Origin of the sequence: Cytobacillus sp. Bac17 (assembly GCF_024519925.1) — a bacterium.
In the GTDB taxonomy this organism is placed as follows: Bacteria; Bacillota; Bacilli; order Bacillales; family Cytobacillaceae; genus Cytobacillus; species Cytobacillus pseudoceanisediminis.
Window position 1 is genome coordinate 38,919 of record NZ_JALJRC010000003.1, and the last position, 19,423, is coordinate 58,341.

Annotated in this window: 20 protein-coding genes, 3 pseudogenes and 1 riboswitch; of the genes and pseudogenes, 4 read left to right on the plus strand and 19 right to left on the minus strand. The window is 37.8% G+C overall.

What is annotated here, in order from left to right; translation table 11 throughout:
* Nucleotides 1-84: 84 nt before the first annotated feature.
* From NR125_RS06775 to NR125_RS06820, 10 genes and pseudogenes are all read right to left on the minus strand, one after another.
* A pseudogene (locus NR125_RS06775) lies at nucleotides 85-303 on the minus strand (glutaredoxin family protein); the annotation flags it as partial.
* Between the two features lie 80 nt (nucleotides 304-383).
* Nucleotides 384-851, minus strand: coding sequence for a hypothetical protein (locus tag NR125_RS06780; RefSeq protein ID WP_256814853.1), 468 nt, complete (start codon nucleotides 849-851; stop codon nucleotides 384-386).
* A gap of 41 nt (nucleotides 852-892) precedes the next feature.
* A complete protein-coding gene (locus NR125_RS06785; protein ID WP_256814854.1) occupies nucleotides 893-1,189 on the minus strand; it encodes a hypothetical protein in 297 nt (98 codons plus the stop codon).
* Between the two features lie 22 nt (nucleotides 1,190-1,211).
* Complete coding sequence (locus NR125_RS06790) at nucleotides 1,212-3,629, minus strand: heavy metal translocating P-type ATPase (protein WP_009335322.1); 2,418 nt, start codon at nucleotides 3,627-3,629, stop codon at nucleotides 1,212-1,214.
* A 111-nt stretch (nucleotides 3,630-3,740) separates the two neighbouring features.
* Nucleotides 3,741-3,956 carry a copper chaperone CopZ gene (gene copZ / locus NR125_RS06795; protein WP_009335323.1) on the minus strand — a complete coding sequence of 72 codons (216 nt, stop codon included), beginning with the start codon at nucleotides 3,954-3,956 and terminating at the stop codon, nucleotides 3,741-3,743.
* Nucleotides 3,957-4,062: 106 nt separating this feature from the next.
* Nucleotides 4,063-4,251, minus strand: coding sequence for a metal-sensing transcriptional repressor (locus NR125_RS06800; RefSeq protein WP_306219726.1), 189 nt, complete (start codon nucleotides 4,249-4,251; stop codon nucleotides 4,063-4,065).
* Nucleotides 4,252-4,436: 185 nt separating this feature from the next.
* On the minus strand, nucleotides 4,437-4,742 hold the full coding sequence (locus tag NR125_RS06805; RefSeq protein WP_217034665.1) for a metal-sensing transcriptional repressor: 306 nt from the start codon (nucleotides 4,740-4,742) through the stop codon (nucleotides 4,437-4,439).
* 265 nt (nucleotides 4,743-5,007) lie between these two features.
* Nucleotides 5,008-5,487 (minus strand): GNAT family N-acetyltransferase, encoded by a 480-nt coding sequence (locus NR125_RS06810; RefSeq protein ID WP_256814855.1) that lies wholly within the window; start codon nucleotides 5,485-5,487, stop codon nucleotides 5,008-5,010.
* Nucleotides 5,488-5,571: 84 nt separating this feature from the next.
* On the minus strand, nucleotides 5,572-6,129 hold the full coding sequence (locus tag NR125_RS06815; protein WP_192908139.1) for a GNAT family N-acetyltransferase: 558 nt from the start codon (nucleotides 6,127-6,129) through the stop codon (nucleotides 5,572-5,574).
* Nucleotides 6,126-6,821: an RNA polymerase sigma factor gene (locus NR125_RS06820; protein ID WP_252245883.1), complete on the minus strand. Its 696-nt coding sequence runs from the start codon at nucleotides 6,819-6,821 to the stop codon at nucleotides 6,126-6,128. Before NR125_RS06820 ends, NR125_RS06815 begins: the two co-directional genes overlap by 4 nt.
* An 89-nt stretch (nucleotides 6,822-6,910) precedes the next feature.
* Between NR125_RS06820 and NR125_RS06825 the strand changes: the two genes are divergently transcribed.
* On the plus strand, nucleotides 6,911-7,321 hold the full coding sequence (locus NR125_RS06825) for a VOC family protein (RefSeq protein ID WP_256814857.1): 411 nt from the start codon (nucleotides 6,911-6,913) through the stop codon (nucleotides 7,319-7,321).
* A 77-nt stretch (nucleotides 7,322-7,398) separates the two neighbouring features.
* Here the strand turns inward: NR125_RS06825 and NR125_RS06830 are convergent.
* Nucleotides 7,399-7,928 (minus strand): annotated as a pseudogene (locus NR125_RS06830) (SF0329 family protein).
* A 198-nt stretch (nucleotides 7,929-8,126) separates the two neighbouring features.
* Between NR125_RS06830 and NR125_RS06835 the strand changes: the two are divergent.
* A complete protein-coding gene (locus NR125_RS06835) occupies nucleotides 8,127-8,906 on the plus strand; it encodes an ABC transporter ATP-binding protein (RefSeq protein WP_256814858.1) in 780 nt (259 codons plus the stop codon).
* 2 nt (nucleotides 8,907-8,908) lie between these two features.
* A complete protein-coding gene (locus NR125_RS06840; protein WP_251157278.1) occupies nucleotides 8,909-10,552 on the plus strand; it encodes a hypothetical protein in 1,644 nt (547 codons plus the stop codon).
* 226 nt (nucleotides 10,553-10,778) lie between these two features.
* Here NR125_RS06840 and NR125_RS29885 read toward each other — a convergent pair.
* Nucleotides 10,779-10,927: pseudogene (locus tag NR125_RS29885) on the minus strand (molybdate ABC transporter permease subunit); the annotation flags it as partial.
* 47 nt (nucleotides 10,928-10,974) lie between these two features.
* Nucleotides 10,975-11,784 carry a molybdate ABC transporter substrate-binding protein gene (modA, locus tag NR125_RS06850; protein WP_192908133.1) on the minus strand — a complete coding sequence of 270 codons (810 nt, stop codon included), beginning with the start codon at nucleotides 11,782-11,784 and terminating at the stop codon, nucleotides 10,975-10,977.
* 586 nt (nucleotides 11,785-12,370) lie between these two features.
* On the opposite strand from modA, the gene NR125_RS06855 reads away from it, so the two are divergent.
* On the plus strand, nucleotides 12,371-12,793 hold the full coding sequence (locus tag NR125_RS06855; RefSeq protein ID WP_019379556.1) for a hypothetical protein: 423 nt from the start codon (nucleotides 12,371-12,373) through the stop codon (nucleotides 12,791-12,793).
* A gap of 544 nt (nucleotides 12,794-13,337) precedes the next feature.
* On the opposite strand, the gene NR125_RS06860 is transcribed toward NR125_RS06855, so the two are convergent.
* From NR125_RS06860 to NR125_RS06885, 6 genes are all read right to left on the minus strand, one after another.
* Nucleotides 13,338-14,105 carry an SDR family oxidoreductase gene (locus tag NR125_RS06860; RefSeq protein ID WP_256814861.1) on the minus strand — a complete coding sequence of 256 codons (768 nt, stop codon included), beginning with the start codon at nucleotides 14,103-14,105 and terminating at the stop codon, nucleotides 13,338-13,340.
* 183 nt (nucleotides 14,106-14,288) lie between these two features.
* Nucleotides 14,289-14,849: a DUF4256 domain-containing protein gene (locus tag NR125_RS06865; protein WP_033196451.1), complete on the minus strand. Its 561-nt coding sequence runs from the start codon at nucleotides 14,847-14,849 to the stop codon at nucleotides 14,289-14,291.
* Nucleotides 14,850-15,346: 497 nt separating this feature from the next.
* A complete protein-coding gene (locus NR125_RS06870) occupies nucleotides 15,347-16,609 on the minus strand; it encodes a cation:dicarboxylate symporter family transporter (protein WP_009335337.1) in 1,263 nt (420 codons plus the stop codon).
* 128 nt (nucleotides 16,610-16,737) lie between these two features.
* A riboswitch (cyclic di-AMP (ydaO/yuaA leader) is annotated at nucleotides 16,738-16,887 on the minus strand.
* Between the two features lie 269 nt (nucleotides 16,888-17,156).
* Entirely contained in the window at nucleotides 17,157-17,405 is a 249-nt protein-coding gene (locus tag NR125_RS06875; RefSeq protein WP_051005523.1) for a hypothetical protein, read from the minus strand.
* Nucleotides 17,406-17,638: 233 nt separating this feature from the next.
* Nucleotides 17,639-18,268, minus strand: coding sequence for a dienelactone hydrolase family protein (locus NR125_RS06880; RefSeq protein WP_019379563.1), 630 nt, complete (start codon nucleotides 18,266-18,268; stop codon nucleotides 17,639-17,641).
* 141 nt (nucleotides 18,269-18,409) lie between these two features.
* Entirely contained in the window at nucleotides 18,410-19,381 is a 972-nt protein-coding gene (locus NR125_RS06885) for an NAD(P)H-dependent flavin oxidoreductase (RefSeq protein ID WP_026041542.1), read from the minus strand.
* Between the last annotated feature and the right edge of the window lie 42 nt (nucleotides 19,382-19,423).

A 19,423-nucleotide genomic window follows, 5' to 3' on the forward strand; every position in this document is an offset into this window, starting at 1 on the left:
CTTTATTTACCCTACCAACGGAGGGTATAATAAATGGTTAAAAGTATAACCTCCTCAGTATCTAGCTGCAGGAAATATCTAATTTTATATTTTTAGTATCTTCTTTATTTCACCTATATTTTGTTCAAACCCAATAAGGACCTTAGGCTTACTCATCCAACCTAATAAGGATTTATTTTTAAACACAAAAGCTGGAACAATTCTAGTACCCGTAATTTTAATTAGATCTTCCTCTTTATGCGGTTGTTTTGTTAAATTGTATTCAATATAGGATATTTTATTTTGGGAAAGAAACTCTTTCCCCGCCTGGCAGTCTGTTCATGTAGGTCTTGTATAAAGCTCAAGCTGAACTTTTGTCATAATAATCACTTCTCCTTTTTTGTTTATTTAACTTCTATAACGAATGGGTAGACATTCACTTGTCCTTCAAATTTGAATTCAGCCCAAATCTTATAAATGCCCGGCTTATCAAATTTCGTGTCAAATACTGTTTTATCATCTGCCACAGGGTGAACATGGATATATTTTTCTCCATCTTCATCCAAGACAACAACATGGCCTAAGGCGCCTAAATGAGGCTCAGGTTTTGCATCCTTCAAATCAAAATTAAGAGTTACCTCTTTGCTGATCTCAAAGGATTCAGCAGTTAATTCAACCGTTTTACCATTGATTGTCTTTGTAAAATCCGTATCGGCAGCGAGATCGTTATTACCGTGTTCATGATGCGCTTCACCAGCATGGAATTCAATAGGCATTACTGAATATTGAAGACCTTTTGGTTTTATATCAACGAACGCTTTATATGAATTACCCTCTAAACTTACTTTCTGTTTGTAGATTCCATCTCCCATTTTCTCTGGATGTAAATGATGGTACTCTTGTAAGTCTAAACCTACGACAATAAAGTTTCATGGGAAACTTCCAGTTCCGGAACATGGTTATTTTTATCTTTTAACTCAATGGTGATTTCTCCGTTAGCGTAGGATACTTTTGGTGTAACTTCGCTAATAGTATTTGTACTATGGTCCCCGTGGTCGTGGTTCATATTTTCTCCCTCCTGATTAGTAGTTTTTTGATTAGCGTGTTCCTCAGTTTTTGGATTTATACTTGCATACACATTGTAGCCTGCGATAACTGCCCCAAGGTACACGATAGCCGAAAGCGTCCAAATCAAAATACCTTTTTTCAAAATAGGTCCCTCCTTTCTACATTTAAGCTTTTAACTTAATCCTTTGAAGCCTTAGTGCGTTAAGAACAACCGATACAGAACTAAATGCCATCGCTGCCCCCGCTAACCAAGGAGCTAAGAAACCAGCTGCTGCGATTGGAATTCCTATGACGTTATAGGCAAGTGCCCAGAATAGATTTTGTTTAATATTCGTGATTGTTTTCTTACTCATGAAAATCGCATCTGCAATACTCGATAAATCGCCTCGGATGAGGGTGATGTCGGCTGCTTCCATTGCCACATCGGTACCTGTACCAATCGCCATACCGATATCAGCTGTCGCAAGTGCAGGGGCATCGTTGATTCCATCCCCAACCATGGCCACTTTTTTACCAGCTTGCTGAAGCTTTTTTACTTCTTCAGCCTTGCCTTCTGGTAAAACCTCCGCAATGACTTTCTTAATTCCAACTTGGTCCGCAATAGCTTTTGCTGTTTGGGTATTATCCCCTGTGATCATTACTACTTCTAAGCCCATTTTGTTTAAGCGGGCAATGGCTTCTTTAGATGTATCCTTAATGGTATCAGCAACGGCAACCATACCTGCATAGCTGCCATCAATTGCTACTAACATAGCTGTCTTCCCTTGCTTCTCCAAGTTCTCCATTTTGGACAATACTTCATGAACATTGACACTATATTTAGCCATGAGTCTTCGTGTCCCGATTAATAACTGCTTACCTTTCACCGTTGACTGGATACCGAAACCAGGGATAGCTTCAAATGCCTCCGATGACCCAAGATTAATTCCTTTTTCTTTGATACCTTCCACAATGGCTTCTGCAAGTGGATGTTCGGAGTTTCTTTCAGCTGTGCCAACCAGCGTAAGAAATTCGATTTCATCTATTCCTTCTGCTAAAATGACATCCGTTAAGGACGGCTTACCGTTTGTAACTGTCCCTGTTTTATCCAGGATAATCGTATCTAAACGATGTGTTGTTTCAAGGTGTTCCCCACCTTTAAATAAAATCCCAAATTCAGCTGCACGGCCTGAACCGGCCATAATCGAAGTTGGTGTTGCAAGACCAAGGGCACAAGGGCAAGCAATAACTAGAACCGCAATGAATTTTTCAAGAGCATCTGCAAAATCTCCAGGATTGATATAGAAAAACCACACAAGGAAAGCAATAATCGCTATACCAACTACAATCGGTACAAAAATACCTGAAATTACGTCTGCCAATCGCTGGATTGGTGCTTTAGAGCCTTGGGCTTCTTCAACTACCTTAATGATTTGAGCTAAAGCTGTATCTTTTCCAACCTTTGTTGCTTTAATTTTCAAGAATCCATTTTTATTAATTGTTGAACCAATAACGCTATCTCCAATCGTTTTATCAATTGGAATACTTTCACCCGTTAACATTGATTCATCAAGGGCTGATCTTCCTTCCACAATCTCACCATCTACCGGTACCTTTTCACCAGGTTTCACATAAACAATATCCCCTTCTAAAACTTCTTGGATTGGGATAATCATTTCTTGGCCATCACGAACGACTGTTGCATTTTTCGCCTGAAGTCCCATTAACTTCTTAATCGCCTCAGATGAGCGGCCTTTCGCCTTCGCTTCAAACAGTTTACCTAATAGAATTAAGGTAATAAGAACAGCACTCGTTTCATAATAGAGCTCAACCATGTGGCCATCGGAGCCTATCGATGCAAAGCTTAGATACAAACTATAGAAATATGCAGCTGATGTACCAAGAGCAACTAGCACATCCATATTTGCACTCTTGTTTCTTAACGCCTTATAGGCCCCAACATAAAACTGTTTACCAACCACAAATTGAACTGGTGTCGCCAGGGCTAGCTGTACCCAAGGATTCATAAACATGTCGGGCAGCCAAACGAATGACGTAAATTCAAAATGACTAACCATTGCCCACAATAGCGGGAATGATAAAATGGCAGAGAAAAGAAACTTTCCTTGCTGCTTTTCTATCTCTTTTTGTCGATGGTCAACCTGTTCCCCTGCATTTTCTTTCTTTTGTTCAAGGTTATAGCCTAACTTTTTAATTGCCTCTTTCATTTCAGGGATAGAAACTTGCTCAGGATTATATTCAACCAGAACAGTTTCTATTGCATAGTTAACCCCTGCTTTTTCAACTCCATCCAGCTTATTTAAGCGTTTTTCAATTTTATTGGCACAGGCTGCACAGGTCATTCCTGTAATATCAAACTCTACTTTCTCACTTACAACGTTATACCCTAAAGATTCGACTTTCTCCTTAAATTTTGCTGTGCCAGTTTTATCTGGATCATATTTGATGTTTGTTTTCTCAAGGGCAAAGTTCACGTTGGCGTCTTCGACTCCCTCGATTTTCTTCAATCCTTTTTCAATTCTTGTTGCACAAGCAGCACAAGTCATTCCAGCAATTTGAAGGGTTGCTTCCTTCTGGCTCATATTTTTCACTCCTATCGTCCTCATACTCCAGTGGGGTATGTTTTTTTCCGAAAACAGATCGCGCTGAAAAGGGCACGATCTGCTTCATTTTTATTTAACAACTACATAAACTTAGGCTGGTTGTTCGATATCATATCCTTGTTCTTCAATAACATCTGTAATTTCGTTCAAGCTTACTGTATTTGAATCAAATGTCACATCCACCTTACCCTCTGAAAGATGAACCTTGACAGACTCAACACCCTTTAACTTCCCTACATTACCTTCAATTGAATTGACACAATGCACACAAGACATTCCTTGAACGTTAAGTGTTACTTGTTCCATAAAAAATTCCTCCTTAATCATCGGTATATATACTATACCACCGCTGGGTATAAAATAAACAAAAAATTTTATTTAGTAATTTTAGAAATGGTCGTTAAAAACTCCTTCACAATGTCTGGATCTTCTTCTTCAACCTTGTAATGACACACGTGTTTATATGACTCTCTAACAAAACTCTGGAAACGGAATCTAATGCAGCCTGAGCAGCTGTGATTTGATGCAAAATATTATCACAAAAAGTTTGCTTAATCGTCATATTTTTTATTCCTTTAATTTGCCCTTCTATTCTGTTCATCCTTTTAATGAGCTTTTCCTGTAAAAACAACAGGATTCCTTAGAAAGCAAATATGCCAATCATTCCACCCCTTTCATTTTTTTGTTTATTTGTGATTAATTTTTATTACGCTTTAAATTTACCATACCCATGATGGGTATGTCAATATATAAAAAATAAAGCCAGCAATCGAGTGCTGGCTTTTGTTATTGTGACTTAGAAAATCGTTTAAATACATCCATTAATTCCTGAATCGCTTCTTCTCCATTACCATCTTTTACAGCATCTGAAACACAATGTCTTGTATGATTTTCCAGCAGATGAAGCCCAACATTATTCATGGCTGAATTAATTGCAGATATTTGAGTTAGGATATCTACACAATACCGGTCATTTTCAATCATATTTTGAATGCCGCGTACTTGCCCTTCAATCCTTTTTAATCGAGTGACTAACTTATCCTTTTCTTTTGTTGACCTATGGGTCAACTTTTCTTCTTCAGAATTATGCATAAACTCTCTCCTTCTTATACATTAAAGTATACTCGTCTGGGGTATGATATATTGTACCATATATTATTTAAAGTTCTATTTAAGAGAAATTTTAAGTCTGTGTTTTTCATTTGAAGATATCTCGACTGTCGGTGCAAAAGAATAATACCAGTAATAGGGAAGGGTTAACATTTTTTAAATAATTCGTTTTTGAACAAAAATTCCCAGTTAGTTGAAAAAGAAGAAAGCTGCTCGATTCGCAGCTAATTTTGTATATAAGCACCCATTAATTCAATACCTTTACCAATTCAATTTCATCTCTGATCGGAATACCATCATTTCCAATTAAGGGTATCTCGGGTTTTAACTTTCTTGCTCTCTCCACCGCATTATTAATAATTTTGGACAGGATAAATCCTCGTTTCTGATAAAACTTTAATGCTAATAAATTATCGTTTGTTGTTATGAGTTTAAGGATTTTGCAATTATTCTTTATTGCAAGATTTTCTACCTCTTGAACTAACGATGTACCTATCCCCTTACCTTCTTCCATACTATCTAATGATATAATTTCGCATACCTTATCTTTAATTATGTATGTGATTAAGCCAATGATATTGTCTTCTTCATTTACAACCGTAATACCATCTAATGCACTACAATCATAAATTCCACTGGATGTAACCATTTCTGGGCTTCCCCATTGCAATTTAAAAAACTCTGTTATTTTATTTCTCGGTAAATCCTCAACTGCGTAAGTGTTCATTATAAGTCACCTCAAATGTTATAAAATCTTTTTCCCCGCTTGTGTAAAATGAAAAAAACACCTGGCTGGCAGCTCTTGAATCTTTCACATAAATTCATCATGTAGAGCCTGCCTATTATCTTTTAGAATAGAATATACATAGGTATCGTGTGCTTCCCCATTTTGCTGCATATAACCTCTTAGAATACCCTCTTTTTGAAACCCGGCTTTAGTCAGCAATTTATTAGATGCCTCATTATCCATAAATACAACTGCCCCAATACGAGTAAGATCCAATTCTTGAAATCCATATTGAATAACTTTCGACACAGCTTCGAAAGTATACCCTTTTCTCCAATGTTCAGGATGTATTTCATATCCTATTTCTGCACGCTTATGTTTATGGGACAATGCATTGAAGCCAACAGTCCCGATTATTCCTTTCTTTCCTTTTAATTCAATTCCCCAGCGCATTCCTTTTTTCTCCCTGTAGCTATTTGCAAAAAAGTCAACAAATGCTTCAGCTTGTTCCCTCTTTTCTAATGTTTCCTGCCCATAGTACCGAGTTACATTGTCATTAGAAAAACAAGCGTATATACTCTCGGCATCTTCTTTCACTATTTCTCTCAGCTTTAATCTTCTAGTCTCTAATGTCGGTATCACTTTTCTCTCCCCTTAACTCCTATAGCTATACTCTTTCTTGAAAATATCTGAAGAATATTTCCATCAGGATCTGATATAAAAATGGCATGGAAACCCTTCTCCCTATTGGTCATCACCTTGAAATTTTCTGTTTGCAGCAGTCGATAATAGTAAAATATCTTTAAAGGCTGATGGTTTTTAACTGCTGATGAAAATTCATTTATTATATTGTCATTGTATGGCTGTTTATTAGCATCTGGAGAAGTATTTTTCTTTAATGAAGTTCTTGCTCGGTGAAGGGCTGTTTTAATTGATTCATTACTGACTCTCAGCATTGCGGCGATTTCCTCAGAAGTATATTGGAACACATCTTTTAACGTTATTAGCATAGCCTGACGGAGTGGAAGTGTACTATATAAGATTTCTAATAAACTGTCCCACTCCGTAAAATCCCAACTTTTCTCAAATAACTCATGAGGATCGATCAGCATTTCACTTTTCTTTCGCTTTTCATCAATAAAAATATTTTTGGCAATGGTGTACAAAAAGGTTATGTTAATCACCCGGTCTGGCTCTTTTTCTTTTATTTTGAAAAATTTAATCAGTGTCTCCTGGGTTAAATCCTCGGCCAGCCATTCTGAGGATGATAAGGATAAACAATATTTATACAGCCTCAAAGAAATCTCCTCAATAGTTAAAGATTCTGTAATCATTATATCCCCCGAAAATTTTCATTATTTTGTAACTTTTCTTTCATTATAATCGTTTGTATAGGAACAAAAAATAAGGAGTGTGATTTTGCATGTTTAAGGTAGGCAGTATTTTTATTCCGGTGACAGATTTGGAAAGATCTAAAAAATGGTATGAAGTAAACCTTGGTCTAACGAAGGTAGATGAGTGGCAAGAAAATGGGGCTGATCATGGTGTGGGTTATGTTTTTGAGAATGACGTCACAGGTCTTGCTTTAATAAAAACAGAAAAACCTCAGCCAACAGAATTTACTGTCAAAGGAAAAAATAAAAACGTATATTATAATTTCGAAGTAGATAATATCCAGCAAGCTTACGATCGGTTGAAACAAAATGAAGTGGAAACAACAGACATCCATGATTATGGGATTATGAAAGGGTTTGATTTCTTTGACCCTGATGGGAATACCTTCAGTGTGGTAAGCGAAGAAATGAATTCGCCCTATCATAAAGACAATTTGTAAACTTAAATAGTGGAAGCAGCGAATGGTGTGCTTCCACTAACCTGGCCTTTTAGCATGCGAGGATACCTCCTGCTCCATTAACCATGAAGTCTTATACCTTCAGCTTTACATCGCAATGTATAAAAGAACTGGACGATTTCTTTCTCGCAAAGAATAGACTGCTTCATTTTTTCTAAAGTCCTTTTCCCCACCCTCCTATCTATCAAGGCGAATATTTTAATCAGCATGTTGTTGGATTTTAATGATTCTTCAATAGGCAGCAGAAAGTATTCCTCTACGGCATCAAAGAAATCATACTGAGCAAAAATCCCTTCGTCTAATACCCATTCATGTGCTTCATCCCAAATCACTGATTCCTGGCTCCAATCGGTATAAGGGATATGTTTCTCTCTTTTTATTTCATAAGTTCTTCTGTTTAGAGCGGTCTCAGAAGTAATGGTACATATATTGATGACTTCCTTTTTATCAACCGTAATAAAGGCTCTCCCCAATTGATAGTGAGCCCTCCTGTAATTGGTCACTGTAAACTGCAGCCTTTCTTTCAGAGAATCACATTTAAAACTGTCTAATCTTTTTTTACCTTGCTCCATTGCTGATTCCGCAACATTTAATCCCCCTAAATATTTTCCATTACCAAAATCCCTTCAGATTAATTATCTTAAAGGGTCATTCGATTAACAACCTTTTTATTCCATCTCCAGTAAGCAGGACAAAACCAAAAAGAATTCCCAAATCCCCTTTAGCCAACAACAATTCTAATGTTACACTAGAATTAATGGAATAATTTTGAAATGAGGTTAAGGTGATGGAGGAAGTTATTTTAGAAATTAGTGATTTGAGAAAGAACTATGGTCCGAAGTCCGTGCTGAATGGTGTATCTTTTCAGGTGAAAAGCGGGGAAATCATCGGGTATATTGGCCCGAACGGCGCTGGGAAAAGCACCACTGTCAAAATCACGCTTGGCATTGAAGATGATTATTCAGGACAAGTCAAAATCTTTGGCCAGGATATTTCAGATGGGAATATTGAATATAAAAGAAAGATCGGATATGTGCCGGAAATCGCTGAAGTATACGATAATTTGACCGGCCAGGAATACTTAACCTTTGTTGGCGAATTGTATGGCCTTAATACGGACCTCGCCAGTGATAAGGCAAAAAGCCTGATGGAACTATTCGGCATAGGGGAAGTCTACCATTCCCGGATAGCCTCCTATTCAAAAGGAATGCGTCAAAAGCTCCTCATTATCTCGAGCTTACTGCATAATCCGGAACTTCTGTTCTTTGATGAACCCATCAATGGTCTGGATGCGAACAGTGTTATGATATTCAAAGAAATCATGGCGCAGCTTGCCGAACAGGGAAAAACGATCTTTTATTCTTCTCATATTATGGATGTGGTTGAAAAGATAAGCAGCCGCATTATTCTTCTGCATGACGGAAGAATTGCTGCTGATGGCACCTTTGAAGAGTTAAGGCAGCAAAATACGGAAGGTTCACTTGAACAGATCTTCAACCAGCTTACGGGATTCAGTGAACATAAGGAACTTGGTGCCAGATTTGTTTCAGTAGTAAGGGAGATGTAGGGATGCAGGACTATCGCACTCTTAAACTATTGGATCGTTTTGAGCGGATTTTCAGCGGCTTTGGCGTAGACTACAAGATAATGAGAAGACTCCTGCAAGTAAAGCTGACGATGGATGGACGGCGTGTGCCCACCATTTTCTCGCAGAATGCCAAAAAAGAAAACAAGGAAAAAAACAATCAGTACATAAAATCTTTATGGATTTATGTATTGTTTGGGCTGTTTTTGATACCATTTGTGCTTATGGGGGACAATTACCTATTCCAGATGAGCCTCTTTTATGGGATATTCACCTTTTTCGTTATGACCTCCATGATTTCCGATTTCTCTTCGGTTTTACTGGATATTCGTGATCGTAACATCCTGTTTCCAAAGCCAGTCGACCGAAAAACGATCAGCACGGCAAAAATGGTGCATGTTACGATTTATCTTTCTTTCCTTACCATTGCGCTTGCTGGAATCCCTTTGATAGTGGGACTTATCAAAAATGGGCTCTTATTTTTCCTTATTGCTGCGGTAAACATCATCCTGATTGACCTATTGGTTGTTGGTTTAACCGCACTGATCTATTTAACGATCCTGCGATTTTTTGATGGGGAAAAATTAAAAGATATCATCAACTATGTCCAAATTGGGCTTTCCCTTATGATCATGGTTGGCTATCAATTGCTTATTCGCTCTTTTGAGTTAATTGACTTAACGGTCTCGCTTCAGCCAAAGTGGTGGCAGGTGTTCATCTTTCCAATGTGGTTTGGGGCAAATATCGAAATGATGATGAAGGGCACCTTCCAGCCGTTTTATCTCATTTTTTCAGCATTAGGACTCATTGTTCCGATCCTGTCCATCTGGATTTATATGAAATTTTCCAGCACCTTCGAGCAAAACTTGCAAAAGCTTGCTTATCATGGAAAATCCAAAGAAAAGAAACGAAGTAAAGTAGGGCAATTCCTTCTCAACATCATTTGCCGCTCACCTGAAGAAAGAGCAGTGTTCAGATTTGCCGGCAGCATGATGAGAAATGAACGGGATTTTAAGCTAAAAGCCTATCCGTCTCTGGGTTTTTCTATCGTGATTCCGTTTATTATTATCATGAATACTCTTCGAGAAGATTTTGTACAGGTATCTGACAGCAAGTCCTATTTAACGATTTACTTTAGCTTAATCATCATTCCGACCATCATGATTCTTCTAAAGTATTCAGGGAAATATAAGGGTGCCTTTATTTACCGGGTTGCCCCCCTCAAACAGCTAAAGCCGGTTTTCAGCGGTACCATCAAGGCATTTATCTTTAAGTTATATTTGCCAGTATACTTGCTTCTGAGTGCACTATTCCTTTTCCTGTTCGGGGCAAAAATTCTGCCTGATCTTGTCGCTGTATTTATCAGTGCCTGTCTATATGCGGTCATTTGTTTTATGGTCCTAAAGAAAGCTCTTCCCTTTTCGGAGTCTTTTGATGAGTACAATCAAAACGGCAATAGTGCCATTATTTTCGGATTAATGCTGATTGTAGCCTTATTTGCCGGACTTCATTTCGCCAGCACATTATTGCCATATGGAATCTATCTGTATTTGGGGGTTTCGATTATTTGCCTGCGTATTTTTTGGAAGCTTGCTTTCAATATTAGTTGGGAACAGATTGTTGAATAACCCGATTGGCGTTTAACAAAGGATGGTCATTTTGATATCGGGATAACCGCATAAATTCTCCTTCGCAGATTTTAATCTGAATATGTTATATGCTTTAGCTGCCAATATTGGCAGCTCTTTTTTTGCCTCTTTTAGTACTGTCACCTGATGTTTTTTACGAATTCCAGTCTTCTTCCAATAAAAATAGACATCCCGCAAAAGGATGCCTGCTAATATAAAAGCATTTTTAAGATTTTATTATCTGGACTAAAACTAACTTGATAAACGACATCCCAATCATGCTCGCCCCCATAACCAGGCCACCTCCATATTGCCTAAGTTAATAGCTACAACTATAGCTGTTGGGATCGTTTGTGTTTTTCCTGGGATATTTCCGGTAACATTCATAACAACTGGTGCCCAAAAATCAGCAGCCATTTAAATTATTTAAGGCCTTTAAACCCATACTCTTCAAAAATACTCATTGATTTTTCATTCTGAAGATAATCATAGAATAAATTGGCTTCCTTTGGATGACTTGTATCCTTAACCACTCCCAAAGGATAAATAATGGCATCGTGAGTGTTTTCATCTGCCGTGTCCACGATGTTAACTTTTTCAGATACTAACGCATCCGTTTTATAAACAATTCCAGCATCCACATTATTTGTCTCTACATATGTAAGTACTTGCCGAACATCTTTGGCATACACCACTTTTTCTTCTATGTTTTTCCAAATACCCGTATCTTCTAAAGACTCCTTCGCATATTTCCCTGCAGGAACAGATTCTGGAGTGCCGATAGACACTTTATCTGCTTCAGCAAGATCATTAAATGATTTAATTCCAAATGCTGAATCTTTCGGCACCACTAGTACAAGTTCATTCCCAACTAAATCGATTCCATTCTTTTCCTCGATGAGCCCGTCCTGTACTAATTTATCAAATTTATCCTCTGCTGCTGAAAAGAAAAGATCAACAGGTGCTCCCTGCGAAATTTGCTGCTGAAGAGAGCCTGATGCTCCAAAGTTAAAGTTTACAAGTATATTCGGATGTTCTTTTTCGAAGCTTGCTTCAATATCTATTAAGGCATCCTGCAGGCTTGCTGCTGCCGAAATAGTCAATTCCACTTTCTCTTCGGTTCCTTCCTGCTTCTCCTCTCCTGATTTTTTAGTTTGGTCATTATTTGAACATCCAGCCAATGATAAAAAAAGGACTATTAATGAAAAAAATAACAGGTACTGCTTTTTCATTATAAATCTCCCTTCCCAATTTGTTATTTCTGATTATAACTAATTATAACTGCTAATGCCCTGGTTATCGTCAGATACTCTGGGCAAATACAGTGAAAAAATCAGCCTGCAAGGCGATAAGATCTTTTTACCGGAAGCTTCAACAGCTTATTCTATAAACAGCTAAAAGAAACCAGCTAGTATCCATTATGAAAGAAATTCAATCTTCCACAGTTTCAATCAGAAGTAAGTCATTAGGGGATTATTATACTTCCAAGACAGGAGTATGAAACATACTAAAAAGGAAGGCACAATGCCTTCCTTTTAATATTTTTGAACCAGCAGTGCTTGCTTAAATGAATCCCGCTAATACAGCTTATTACTGTCCTCTGCAGCTCCTATCGCCTCAGATAATTCCGTTAATGAATGGTATAAAACATTGCTGTTTTTCATTAATATAATGAAATTCATATTATTATAGAATCGGAATCCACACCCGTTAGCTAAATAAGAAAAAGCTGGCTCCTTCAGCCAAGATTTCATTAGCACAACAAGCTTATACATAACTTAATAATCGATGGTGATAATAACAAACGAGGTGAACTTTGTGGTTCATAAAATATTGCTTTCATTCATTCACATATTTTTGCTAATGAATCTAATCGTAGTAAATGCACAAACCAGGCCGAATATTGAACTTCTTGATATTGAAAAAAATGAGATAACAAAGACAGTCCCAACAAATCCTAAGATACAATTCGAAGCTGAAAAAATAATTAAAGAAATTGATAATGTTGTTAAAAAGTTAAAACCAATTCCAGACAAAGGCTACATGATTAAAATCCCTTTAGAGCCGTCTCATCGAGTAGAAAACAAATGGATATATGCTTTGATTGATGAAATGATCATTATCATTCCAAAAAACGAAAAGCCATATTTACTCTTATTTGATGATGAAAATAAATCTTACTTTTTCACCTTTGACTCAAAAATTGATCCGTTACTAAAAACATTAGATTTTTCTCTTTAACAACCCCTTATCGGCCTTTGTAACATTTTCAACAAATCTGCCTATTTAGTTAAAAAAAGCAGGTCGCAGAAATAGCTCTCTTTAACAAAATTAATAATTCATCTATTTTATTTTAAAATAAATGATTTCGATGTTAAAATCCATCTAGAAGAACAGTTGTCCCAGAAACCCTGCAAATAGGACTGATATGATAAAAACAGGTATTGAAATGAATATTTTATTTCGTAATTTAATAACCTCGAATCGTCTATATAACTTACTTACAGCGGTAAAAAGAATAAACAGGATAGGCACACTTATACATATGGCGATTAAATCAACACGAGTAAATGGTTTACTGATATATTTATCAAAGTTGATGTTAATAACAAAGAGTGTGGAAAATAAAAAGAATTGATAAAAACAAAATCTAAAATAAATCATAGGTTATTACCTCTATTATGTATTTTTTAATCTGGATCCTTATTAACCTGCATATTAAGGCAGTTCCAAAAAAATAGCGTTAATCCCCTCCTGGATCAACGCCTCAATCATTAAGAGCGCACTACTGCCCCTTTATCTTTTCACTTAGATATTCACCGAAAGTGATTTTTCCCATTTTTCGAGCAGGATTGGTATTTTTCCCATCACAGAAAGATTTATATAGTTTTCCAGTTAGAGATAAGCTTAAAACTTTATTTGGTTCATTATTTAGTTTGATTTTCAGTTCAGCCATTTCTCTTAATGTCATTACATCTGGTCCGCCAAAATCCTCCGCTCTTCCTTGTGGTTCTTTATCCACTAAACCTATTAGATGCTCAGCGAATTCACCCGCATCTACACTTTGGCACTTAAATTTATCCGGGACAATATATCTTTTAAGAAAGGATTTGGATAGAAATAAATGATCAATAAAATGGTGGAACTGAGTTGCGCGTACAATTGTATGAGAGATAGAGCTGTTTTTCAGCAATTCTTCTGCTTCTAATTTTAGCTTATAATAGTTAAATGGTATTTCATCAATCCCAACAATTGACGGATAAATAAAATGTTTTACGTGCTGTGCTTTTTTTAATAGCTCCTTAAAGCCTGAAACCTCAACACTTTTTGAATTCTTTATTGGACTTGTTGCTGCGTGAAGGATGACATCTGCATCTTTTACTGCTTCTTCTAACCCTTCACCTGACGATAAATCGCTATAAATCCACTTGAAATCTTCAATTCCATCAGGTTTTCTTCTAGAAGTTAATTTTACTTTATAACCAGACTCCTTTAGTTGATTAAGTAAAGCTGAACCTAGTTGGCCTGTGGAACCGGTGACCAGTATTTTCAAGTACAACACTCCCATTCTAATGGGTTTCCTTTATATTGTATTATTCAGATATTTGGTGCTATATTCAACTAAACTGCCAGTTTTTAAATAAAGAAAAAGCCGCCGTAATGGCAGCGAAATACAAAACCTGTTCATTAAACTGTAGTCTTCAGGAAGTCAGGCCCCCAAATTTCTGCAATGAATCTAAACCCTCAGCGAGCCCCGGAAACCCCTTGCACCATAGTACGAATCGGCTCCATTGTGATACACAAAAACAGTGTCGTAGCGCCGGTCACAAAAGATCGCCCCGCCAAGTTTTCTGATATTCTCAGGCGTTTGCACCCAGCTAGAGGTTTTCTTATCGACATGTTCAAGCTCCTGAAGCTCCCGGTATTGCTCTTCGGTTAAAAGCTCAATGCCCATGGCAGCTGCCATATCCATAGCACTGTTTTCCGGCTTGTGTTTCTTCCGTGCCTCCAGCGCTTCACGATCGTAACAAACACTTCTCCTGCCTTTTGGACTTTCAGCTGAACAATCATAAAATATGTATTCGCCGGTCTCTTGATCATGGCGTACAACATCCGGTTCGCCTTCAGTTGCTTCCATTTCATTGAGTGACCACAATTTTTCAGGATTAGCCTCGAGCTTAGCTTGTACATCAGCCCACTCCACACCTTCATGACGGTGCATGTTTTTCTCAAAACGCGCTTTCAGAGTTTCCAGCAGTTCTTCACGCTGTTCTGGTGACAGCTCCATATTTCCCATTGTCAAATTAACTCCTCCTAGTTTTTACTCCATTATAATATAATTATGACCCTTAAGGGCTATTTGATAAAAGTGGAACAGCATTAACTTTTCATAAGCCACCTTCGGACTCGCTCAAGTTGATTTCCCGCTTCTCTGTCCGAACCTCCTATACCTTCGAACTCGCTCACGTTGATTTCTTCCCTTTCTGTCCGAACCTCCTCCACCTTCGGACTCGCTCACGTTGATTTCTCCCCTTTCTGTCCGAGCCTGCTCCACCTTCGGACTCCTTCACGTTGATTTCCCGCTTCTCTGTCCGAACCTCCTCCACCTTCTAACTAGCTAACGTTGATTTCTCCCCTTTCTGTCCGAGCCTGCTCCACCTTCGGACTCCTTCACGTTGGTTTCCCGCTTCTCTGTCCGAACCTGCTCCATCATCCTCTCTTTATGGAATAACACAAAGAAGCAAAAAAAAACACTAACAAATATGCTGCCATTTGTTAGTGTTTTCCAATCTATTATGAAGCTTGTTGCTCAAATCTTTCTTCTGCTGGAGGGTTAAATTGCCCTTCCCACTTGGCAATAACAATAGCCGCAAGTGAGTTCCCCACCACGTTAACAGCTGTTCGGCCCATATCAAGGATACGGTCGATGCCGGCAATAAAGGCAAGGCCTTCTGCAGGCAATCCAATTGTGCTGAAAGTAGCCAGCAGCACGACAAAGGATACGCCTGGCACGCCCGCCATTCCTTTGGATGTAACCATCAGTACTAACATTAACGTAATTTGCTGTCCTATGCTTAATTCTATGCCAAACATCTGTGCAATAAATAAAGAGGCAATTGCCTGGTATAAAACGGATCCATCCAGGTTAAAAGAATAGCCTGTCGGAATAACGAATGACGAAATATGTTTCGGGCTTCCCGCTTTCTCCATTTTGTCCATGATTCTCGGAAGCACTGTTTCAGAACTTGCAGTTGAGAATGCCAAAATCAATTCTTCTTTTATCATCTTCAATAATTTAAAGATGCTGAACCCGACAACTTTGGCCATTATCCCCAACACAACAAGAACAAAGAAGATCATGGCTCCATATACAGTAAGTGCCAGCTTGCCTAATGGAATCAATGAGGCAAAACCATACTTGGAAATCGTTACACCAATTAAGGCAAATACTCCGATTGGTGCATACTTCATAAATAGGTTTGTCACATAGAACATGGCCTTTGCCGTGCCTTCGAAAAATCTCAGTACTGGTTTTCCCTTTTCTCCAATTGCTGCAATTCCAAGGCCAAATACAACAGCAAAGAAGATAATCGCCAGCATATCGCCTTCAACCATGGCTTGTACAGGATTAGTAGGTACGATATGCAAAAATGTATCTGCTATCGACTTGCCTTCCTGCTCTTTATTGGTTTCAACATAGCTCGAAATGTCACTTTGCTGCAGGCTGTCCATATTCAGGCCGGCACCAGGCTGAATAACATTACCTGCAATGAGGCCCACCACAATAGCAACCAAAGTCATGCCAATAAAGTAAGTCAATGATTTACCGCCAAGCTTCCCGACGGCTTTTAAATCACCCACACCAGCAATGGCAACAATAATTGTTGATAGTACAATAGGAACAACAATCATTTTAATTAAGCGGATAAAAAGATCGCCAAAGGGCTGCAGCACACTTTGCGCCGTTTCACTTCCATAGAAAATACCGCCAATAGCGATTCCTAAAATAAGACCGATGAAAATTTGAGTGGCTAAACTTAATTTAATTTTTTTCATCAATTACCCTACCTTCTTGTTTAGTTTTATACGTGCTGCGCAGGCAAGGGAAACAAAGATGAGATCCTGATAAAAAAGAAAATCGACAAAAATGCTGGTTTTGTCAATTCACACTATTTCATATTCTCTTATGTTTCCTTAAACGCTGACGAGGTTAGCTTTCGGGTTAGGACTGCGGAAACAGTAAGCCCTTCCATAGTAGGATTCACCCCAAGCGGAAACTCCGCTGTAAATAATGGGTCCCCCGTTCTTAAAATAAGATTAAGCATAAATCACTATATCATTATATTATTTCAAGATATTTTTTGTAAATAGTTAAGTTTTCCCGGCAGTAAACTAAATGGCCTCTTTAACACACCAAAAAAAGCTGAAATTCAATGAATTTTCAGCTCTAGGACTTGTTATGGGAAATCAATATTAATAGCAATAATAAATATAAGGACTATCACGGATAATGCTGTATTTACTGACCACCACCTTATTTCTGCTTTTGTCAGTACACGGTCAATGATGAAAAAAGAGACAGCAGAAACAAGACTAAGTTCTTTTAATACTGAACCAAATAGAATAAAAAGGAGGCAATTTCACGATTAGTGTTTGCAATGAAAATCTTCTTGCTCAACCAATCACTGAACATCGAAGTGATTACTCCATAGGCAGCGACAAACATAAGATTTAAATAATATAAATTAACAAATGCATTCATATCAAAGACTGTTGGCACTGAAAAAATCAGTACAAATAACACACTGCTAAGAATGGATGTTAAGATCTTTCTCCTCAAAATAATGGACATTTCCCACTTGATCCTTTATAGAGGCTAAATAATAGACAGTAAATTTTATAAATTGAATATAAGCAAAACAAAAAAGGCATTTGGCTCCGCCTGCGCCAAATACAATGATAGCCACACATGCTATCCCCGCTAAATCTAAATTAGCATCCTTGTATTAAGAAAATTGAACGGGCTTGTAAACTTTTATTAAAATTCAAGGTGATAACACTCACGGTTAGCTTCATAATAATACCTCAATCAATATGCAATAAAAAATCCATGGCTTTGCTAAATGCTTCTTGTTCTGATTCTGCATCATATCTGGAGGAATATGGATCACTGAATCCATGTTTCCCTTTAAATTTATGTACTTTAATTTTCTTTTTTTCTAAAGCTAATAGTAACTCATCAACATTAAAAGACTGCTCTTCTTGTGGAAAGAATAGCATTATGGGACACTGGGGTGTTAACTCTAAATAGTCCCTGATCCTTGAGCCGTAGTATCCCACTATACCATCAACACAATCTCCCTCACTGCACAGCCAGGCAACAGTTGCACCTATACTAAATCCAATGATATATATTTTTTCGTATTCATCTTTAACATCCAATAATAGATCTTTTATTTTTTGGGCAGCTCTGTCGAAACCTGCATGTTCCATAAAATGGCGATAAGCGGCTTCCTCATGAGAATATTCAAAAGGTATCTCTCGCTCTAATAAATGGGGGCATGTCACATCAAAACCCTGCTTTGATAATAATTCGCAAAAACTCTTTATATGTTGATTAATTCCATAGATTTCGTGGATTACGAGGATTAAAGAATTAGAATTACTCTGTCTTATCATGATTATGACCCTTTTTCTCCATATTTCTTCTCCCATTCACCGATCCATTTTTACACCTTATTCCATAAGAAAAATTATTCTATATTTAAATGTTTTATTCCTTCACATCTAACACCCCTATTAATCAGAAAAGCCGCCTATACGGCAGCTAGACTTTAAAAATGCACCATTATGAAATTAAACAAAAGCTTCATATTCAGCTTTAAGGTTATTGATGATCGTCTGAACAGGCAGTATTTCTTTAATTTCATGGACTCTTGCCCCCGCAAATACAAGGCCATTCTCGCAGTCCCCATCCATGGAAGTTATCAAGGAATCCATTGTACAAAAGCGATAAGAGCAGTTTTTCAGGCAATCGATACAGTTCTTTATTTTCACCTTTTTATTGTCAGCTATCTGCTCTGTAAAGTGGTTCTTAATGGCACGGCCTTCCAGCCCTACGGTGGTTTTCACCATGACGATATCTTCCTGTTTGGCCCGGACGTACTTTTCTTTAAAAGATAATGGTGCATCACATTCGCGGCTTGCAACAAATCTTGTTCCCATCTGAACACCCGAGGCACCGATACGAATGGCATGAGCGATATCTCTTCCTGTCATGATTCCTCCAGCAGCAATGACAGGAATCTTAACTGCTTCCACGACTTCCTGTAAAATATTGAATAGTGGTCTTTTGGTCCCTAAATGTCCTCCCGCTTCATTGCCCTCTACAACAACGGCAGAAGCACCAAGCCGTTCTGACATTTTGGCGAGCCTTGCAGATGACACAATCGAGATGACCGGTATACCAGATTCTCTGCCCCAGCTGTACATATCTCTTGATATTCCAGCACCTGAAATAATGAAATCAACCTTTTCCTCAATAGCTGTTTTCATTTTTTCAGCAAAATCATTCATGGCAAAAAGAACATTCACCCCAATATAGCCCTCACCCTTGATAGATGCCTTAGCCTTTCTTATATGCAATCTTAAATCTTCGATGCTAATTCCTGTTCCAGAAATAGTTCCAATCCCCCCGGCATTCGCAACAGCTGACGACAGACCACTTAAAGAAATACCTACGCCCATACCACCTTGCATGATTGGAAATTCAGGCTTCATATGACCAATTCTTAATTGCGGAAATCTCAAAAGAATACCCCATTTCATCGTCGAATTATTTCTTCTCCATTATTGTGTGAATGGGGTTAA

Excerpts from the sequence above, each read along its gene's own strand:
- NR125_RS06780 (WP_256814853.1), bottom strand. The coding sequence starts at position 851 with ATGGGAGATGGAATCTACAAACAGAAAGTAAGTTTAGAGGGTAATTCA.
- NR125_RS06790 (WP_009335322.1), bottom strand. The coding sequence starts at position 3,629 with ATGAGCCAGAAGGAAGCAACCCTTCAAATTGCTGGAATGACTTGTGCT.
- copZ (WP_009335323.1), bottom strand. The coding sequence starts at position 3,956 with ATGGAACAAGTAACACTTAACGTTCAAGGAATGTCTTGTGTGCATTGT.
- NR125_RS06800 (WP_306219726.1), bottom strand. The coding sequence starts at position 4,251 with ATGAACAGAATAGAAGGGCAAATTAAAGGAATAAAAAATATGACGATT.
- NR125_RS06805 (WP_217034665.1), bottom strand. The coding sequence starts at position 4,742 with ATGCATAATTCTGAAGAAGAAAAGTTGACCCATAGGTCAACAAAAGAA.
- NR125_RS06810 (WP_256814855.1), bottom strand. The coding sequence starts at position 5,487 with ATGAACACTTACGCAGTTGAGGATTTACCGAGAAATAAAATAACAGAG.
- NR125_RS06820 (WP_252245883.1), bottom strand. The coding sequence starts at position 6,821 with ATGATTACAGAATCTTTAACTATTGAGGAGATTTCTTTGAGGCTGTAT.
- NR125_RS06825 (WP_256814857.1), top strand. The coding sequence starts at position 6,911 with ATGTTTAAGGTAGGCAGTATTTTTATTCCGGTGACAGATTTGGAAAGA.
- NR125_RS06835 (WP_256814858.1), top strand. The coding sequence starts at position 8,127 with ATGGAGGAAGTTATTTTAGAAATTAGTGATTTGAGAAAGAACTATGGT.
- NR125_RS06840 (WP_251157278.1), top strand. The coding sequence starts at position 8,909 with ATGCAGGACTATCGCACTCTTAAACTATTGGATCGTTTTGAGCGGATT.
- modA (WP_192908133.1), bottom strand. The coding sequence starts at position 11,784 with ATGAAAAAGCAGTACCTGTTATTTTTTTCATTAATAGTCCTTTTTTTA.
- NR125_RS06865 (WP_033196451.1), bottom strand. The coding sequence starts at position 14,849 with ATGGGAAATATGGAGCTGTCACCAGAACAGCGTGAAGAACTGCTGGAA.
- NR125_RS06870 (WP_009335337.1), bottom strand. The coding sequence starts at position 16,609 with ATGAAAAAAATTAAATTAAGTTTAGCCACTCAAATTTTCATCGGTCTT.
- NR125_RS06875 (WP_051005523.1), bottom strand. The coding sequence starts at position 17,405 with ATGTCCATTATTTTGAGGAGAAAGATCTTAACATCCATTCTTAGCAGT.
- NR125_RS06880 (WP_019379563.1), bottom strand. The coding sequence starts at position 18,268 with ATGGGAGAAGAAATATGGAGAAAAAGGGTCATAATCATGATAAGACAG.
- NR125_RS06885 (WP_026041542.1), bottom strand. The coding sequence starts at position 19,381 with ATGAAATGGGGTATTCTTTTGAGATTTCCGCAATTAAGAATTGGTCAT.